We start from the raw sequence: 4,656 nt of genomic DNA, 5'->3' as shown, positions 1-4,656 counted from the left end.
CACTTAATGTGCTTTCCGTCTTGCGCAGGACTGTAGAGCAGCAAACTTAACCCCCGCCCCCAGCCCCGGAGACCCTCCCGGATGGCCCCAAAAATTTTTTCAAAAAAGTTGTTGCGCGCCGGACAGACTTCTGTGTATACTAATCCCCGCAGCGCACGCGAGCGGAAACAAACGCGAACGCCTGCCTGGGGAGTTAGCTCAGTTTGGTTAGAGCGCCGGCCTGTCACGTCGGAGGTCGCGGGTTCGAGCCCCGTACTTCCCGCCAACGCAATTAAAGCCACGTCTTCGGACGTGGCTTTTTGCGTTTGATGCACTTTGTTTCGATAGAACGATCGCCCTGGCGCATCTTCGCCCAGAATCCCCGCGCCTTCGGGAACGCAAGTAAAATCTAATAAGTATATTTGTCTGAACAACAGCTTTGTTGCGCAACACCTGTTCAACGAGACAGGGGGTTAGGTTATACTAAATTGCACTGTAGGCCGCATCTGATGCATTTCGCTCCGAGCGCGGCGTTCAGTGGATATCCGATTTACCATTTGGATGTCCTAGCGGTCATTGGCGTCTCGACACAAGCTCGGCCCCGGAGCTCGTTCGAGCTGTTCGTATTCCTTGAAAGGGAAAAATGGACATATCGAGGAAGACTGATTACGCCCTTCGTATGTTGGCGATGCTTGCCGAGGATCCGGAGCGTTTGCTTTCTGTTCGCACCGCTGCCGAAGAGGTCAATGTTCCGTATTCGTTTGCCCGCTCGATTCAGCACGGTTTGGTCCAGGCCGGTATTGTGGAGAGCCTGCGTGGCGTCCACGGTGGCATGCGTCTCAAGGTCAGTCCGGACGACGTCACTATCCGCCAGGTCGTCGAGGCCGTTCAAGGCCCTATGGTTATGAATGATTGCACCGCGCCCGATGGTGACTGTGCGCGCATGGGCACGTGCTGCTATCATCCCCTGTGGGCCGGAGCCCAGGCGTTGATGCGCGACTACCTCGATTCCGTTTCGCTCGGCGACATCGTCGCTCACCGCCAGTTCCCGGCCGTCGATCCCAAGTTCGCCGACCGCGAAGCGTTTCCCGAGTACGCCACCTGCGCGTGCGCTTGCCGGGAGGAATAGCGCCGCATAAGGAGCATAGCCATGATTCAGGACCCCTTTCGTTCGATGATTCGTTCGGAAGGGGTCCTGCGTTATCGCGACCTTCCGTGGCGCCGCACGCGCGATCCGTACATCATTTGGCTTTCTGAGGTCATGCTGCAGCAAACACAGGTACCACGCGTGGAGACGCGTATGCCGGCGTGGCTCGATCGCTTTCCGACCGTGCAGGCGCTTGCCCAGGCCGCGCCTTCCGATGTTTTGGACGCTTGGCAGGGCATGGGCTACAACCGACGCGCTCTGGCGCTTCACGGGGCCGCTCAACGGGTCGTAGAGGATTGGGGCGGGGAGTTTCCGCACGAGACGCGTGACTTGGTCGCTCTGCCTGGTATTGGCCCGGCAACGGCGCAAGGTATCCGGTCGTTTGCGTTTGATCTTCCGGGCGTGTATCTGGAGACCAACGTGCGCACGGTCTTTCTGCATCACTTCTTTCCCGATGTACCGGCTGTTCCCGATCGCGAGCTGGTGCCGCTGATTCAGGCGGCCTGTCCGGCGGCCCCCGGTGCGGCGACCGACGAGATCGCTCCCTTTGCCGTGCCGCTCGATGATGCCGATACGCCGCGCGCGTGGTATTACGCGTTGCTAGATTACGGCGCATATCTAAAAAAGACGTTGCCCAATCCGTCCAGGCGCTCGGCGGGCTATAGCCGTCAATCAAAGTTTGAGGGCTCACGTCGCCAAAAGCGCGCGCATATCGTGCGCATGTTGCTGGCAGCGCGCGATGGCCAGCCGGCGGGGATTACGCTTGCTGATGCCGTGGTGGGCGTTAACGAGATGGAAGCGGCGGCTGGGCGTGGACCGGTCGAGCGCGAGCTTGTCGCGGGCATTCTGGCCGACCTGGAGCGTGAGGGCTTTTGCCGAGCCGAGGGCGATCGCTGGCTGAGCATCTAGCCCGTGCAAATCTGAAGAACAGGATTGTAAGGTTTAGATTTTCGGCATGAGGGCATCCTAAAGACGAGGCCGCTCGAAGCCTACGGGCGGCATGCGTTGAAGGGAAGTACACCTATGGATTTTGAGAATTCCCAAACCAAGAAGAACCTCGAGACCGCTTTTGCCGGTGAGTCCCAGGCACACACCAAGTATCGCTACTATGCCTCCAAGGCAAAGAAGGACGGCTACGTTCAGATCTCGAACATCTTTGCCGAGACGGCTGGCAACGAGTCCGAGCACGCCAAGCTGTGGTTTAAGTATCTGCACGATGGCGCCGTCCCCGATACCCTGGACAATCTGCGCGATGCCGCCGCGGGTGAGAACTACGAGTGGACCACGATGTACGACGAGTTTGCCAAGACCGCCGAGGAAGAGGGCTTTGCCGAGATTGCCGCAAAGTTCCGTGGTGTCGCCGCCGTCGAGAAGGCCCACGAGGAGCGCTACAACAAGCTCGTCGAGCGCATCGAGTCGGGCGAGGTGTTTGAGCGTGAGGGCGTAAAGGTGTGGAAGTGCCTGAACTGCGGGCACCTGCATGTGGGTGCCGAGGCGCCTGAGGTGTGCCCGGTGTGCAACCACCCCAAGGCGTACTTTGAGGAGCAGGTGGTGAACTACTAGCGCCGATACGAACGTGGACTGCGGAGCGCAGGGCGGGGAAATACCTTTCCCTCTCGCTCACGGCTCCGCAGGGTCGCGCGAGGCAAAGGTATTTCCCCGCCCTGCGCTCCGGCTTCGGGTCGTCGCGTGCTCGTTACAGAAAAGCTGATATTAAAGTTTGTGTGCCGCCCCTTTTGGGGCGGCACGTTTTGTGTGGGGGCTGGTTGGGACGGCACCGTTCATGGGTGGGGTACACTGGGTAGCGACTTTTAGTTTATCTACTACCTGATGGGGTGTTTTTGTATGGGTAAGAAGTCTCGGGCTCGGGTTGCTGCGGCGGGAACTCGCAAGGATCCTGGCCGTCGGGTTGCCGAGGGTAAAAAGGCCGATCGTGCCGAGAAAGACAAGAAGGTCGGCGCGCATGCTCATCCTGAGTGGGCGCCTTATTTGAATTCGGCGAGCGAGGACCTGACTGCCAAGTTGTTTACTCTGGTCGAGGTCATCTTGGGCGTGGTGCCCGTGGTGGTCATTGGCCTGTTCCTGGCCTCTAAGGATGCCACGAGCGTGGATAAGCTCACCGATGTCTTTTCTCAGGACCCCTCGATGGTAGTTACGTTTATCTCTGCGTGCCTGCAGCCGTTTGTGGCATACATGTTGTACATGATTTATCGCAAATACTGCGAGGGCGATGCGGGCTTTGCCGCCGGCAACCTGATTGGCCTCTTGTGCTCCGAGATTTTGCTGCTCAATATTCCCGGCGTCATCGGTATGGGCATCTTGCTGTGGCGTGTTTGGCGCAACGTCGCCCCGCACTTTGAGAGCTGGCTGTTTGAGCGTCGCGCAATGGGCGTGCTGGTCGATATCGCGGGCTCACTCGTGATCCTGGCACTGGCGTTTATGTGTGCCACCGCCGCCCGAGGTCTCGCGGGCATGTAGCCTGCTTTCACCGACTGCGAAGCGCGGGCCGGGAGGGCCGGATTACCTTCCCTCCCCGCTCACGGCTCCGCAGGGTCGCGTTGAGGGAAGGTAATCCGGCCCTCCCGGCCCGCCTTGGGTCGTCGCTTGCCCGCTGTAGAAAAGCTGATAATTAAGTTTGCGTGGCGCCCCTTTTTGGGCGGCACGTTTGTTTATGTGGGGTCCCTGTCTCCACACTTTTCGTCAAGCTTTTGGTCAGCTTTTGGTTAGTTGGCGGGCTAGCGGAAGGGCAAAAGATCATCCGATAAAAAAGCTCAAAGAAAGTGCTGGTAGGGGAGTTGTTGAGGTTTTCGACAACTTTTGGGCAAAAGAAACTTTGTGGCTATTGCCGGCGATTGTGTTGTCGCGGTCATGGTGGTGCGGGATGCTGGTCGTAAGCGCCGAATGCTCCGACTGAGGAGGCCAGCATGGACCTGTTTCTTGAGACCCCGCAGCAGCAAGCCGAGCGCATGTTGCGCCAACAGCAGCGGCTCATGGAGATGCAAATGCAAGGGGTAGTCGCCCAGCCCCCTGCGCAAAATGCCACGCCCGCGGTTTCGCTTGCGGGCGGATCGGCGCCAGAGAACTATTCCGTACAACAAGATTCGTATGCACAGGAGCTTGCGTTTGACAAGCGCCGCACGCGTCACCGTCGCGTGGGCCAGCGCCTGCGCACGTTAGCGATGATTGTGCTCATTCCGTTAGGACTTGCGGCGATTTTCTTGGTCTCGTATGCGCTCACCTGCATCCTCAACGGTGCTTCGCCCAGCGAAGTGCTCCAACATCTGTCAGCCCTCGGCCAGCGCCTAGGCGATGTCATAACAACCATCCGCACCGGCTGGGAGAGTTAGCGTTTGTCACATTAGGACTTCTAGGGTGTAGGGATTCTCGCCACGAGTAGGATTCTTGCATCCTGTGGGTCCTGTCGTGCGACTGAATAGTATTATTGAAGATGAATAAAAATAGGAGATACAGGCAATACAAAAGGCTCTGTTAGACCACATTTGACACGATCGGCTGTTCGTCGAACCGGA

General features: G+C 58.4%; 5 protein-coding genes and 1 tRNA gene. All 6 read left to right on the top strand.

Annotated features, from left to right (window positions below):
• Positions 1–187: 187 nt before the first annotated feature.
• The 6 genes from DWV32_RS09825 (at position 188) to DWV32_RS09800 (ending at position 4,473) form a co-directional block, all read left to right on the top strand.
• A tRNA-Asp gene (locus tag DWV32_RS09825) sits at positions 188–265 on the top strand.
• Positions 266–622: 357 nt separating this feature from the next.
• Complete coding sequence (locus DWV32_RS09820) at positions 623–1,108, top strand: Rrf2 family transcriptional regulator (protein ID WP_117629049.1); 486 nt, start codon at positions 623–625, stop codon at positions 1,106–1,108.
• A gap of 21 nt (positions 1,109–1,129) precedes the next feature.
• Positions 1,130–2,035, top strand: coding sequence for an adenine glycosylase (locus DWV32_RS09815; protein ID WP_117758024.1), 906 nt, complete (start codon positions 1,130–1,132; stop codon positions 2,033–2,035).
• A gap of 114 nt (positions 2,036–2,149) precedes the next feature.
• Positions 2,150–2,689: a rubrerythrin gene (rbr, locus tag DWV32_RS09810; RefSeq protein WP_055252097.1), complete on the top strand. Its 540-nt coding sequence runs from the start codon at positions 2,150–2,152 to the stop codon at positions 2,687–2,689.
• A gap of 282 nt (positions 2,690–2,971) precedes the next feature.
• The gene (locus DWV32_RS09805) at positions 2,972–3,604 is read left to right on the top strand and encodes a hypothetical protein (protein ID WP_117758023.1); all 633 of its coding nucleotides are present in this window, start codon (positions 2,972–2,974) and stop codon (positions 3,602–3,604) included.
• Between the two features lie 446 nt (positions 3,605–4,050).
• Positions 4,051–4,473: a hypothetical protein gene (locus tag DWV32_RS09800; protein ID WP_117758022.1), complete on the top strand. Its 423-nt coding sequence runs from the start codon at positions 4,051–4,053 to the stop codon at positions 4,471–4,473.
• Positions 4,474–4,656 lie beyond the last annotated feature (183 nt).

The sequence above is a fragment of the Collinsella sp. AF04-24 genome (assembly GCF_003465685.1).
Lineage (GTDB): Bacteria > Actinomycetota > Coriobacteriia > Coriobacteriales > Coriobacteriaceae > Collinsella > Collinsella aerofaciens_AP.
The sequence above is the reverse complement of the archived record's forward strand: the minus strand, read 5'-3'. Positions and strand labels throughout refer to the sequence as shown.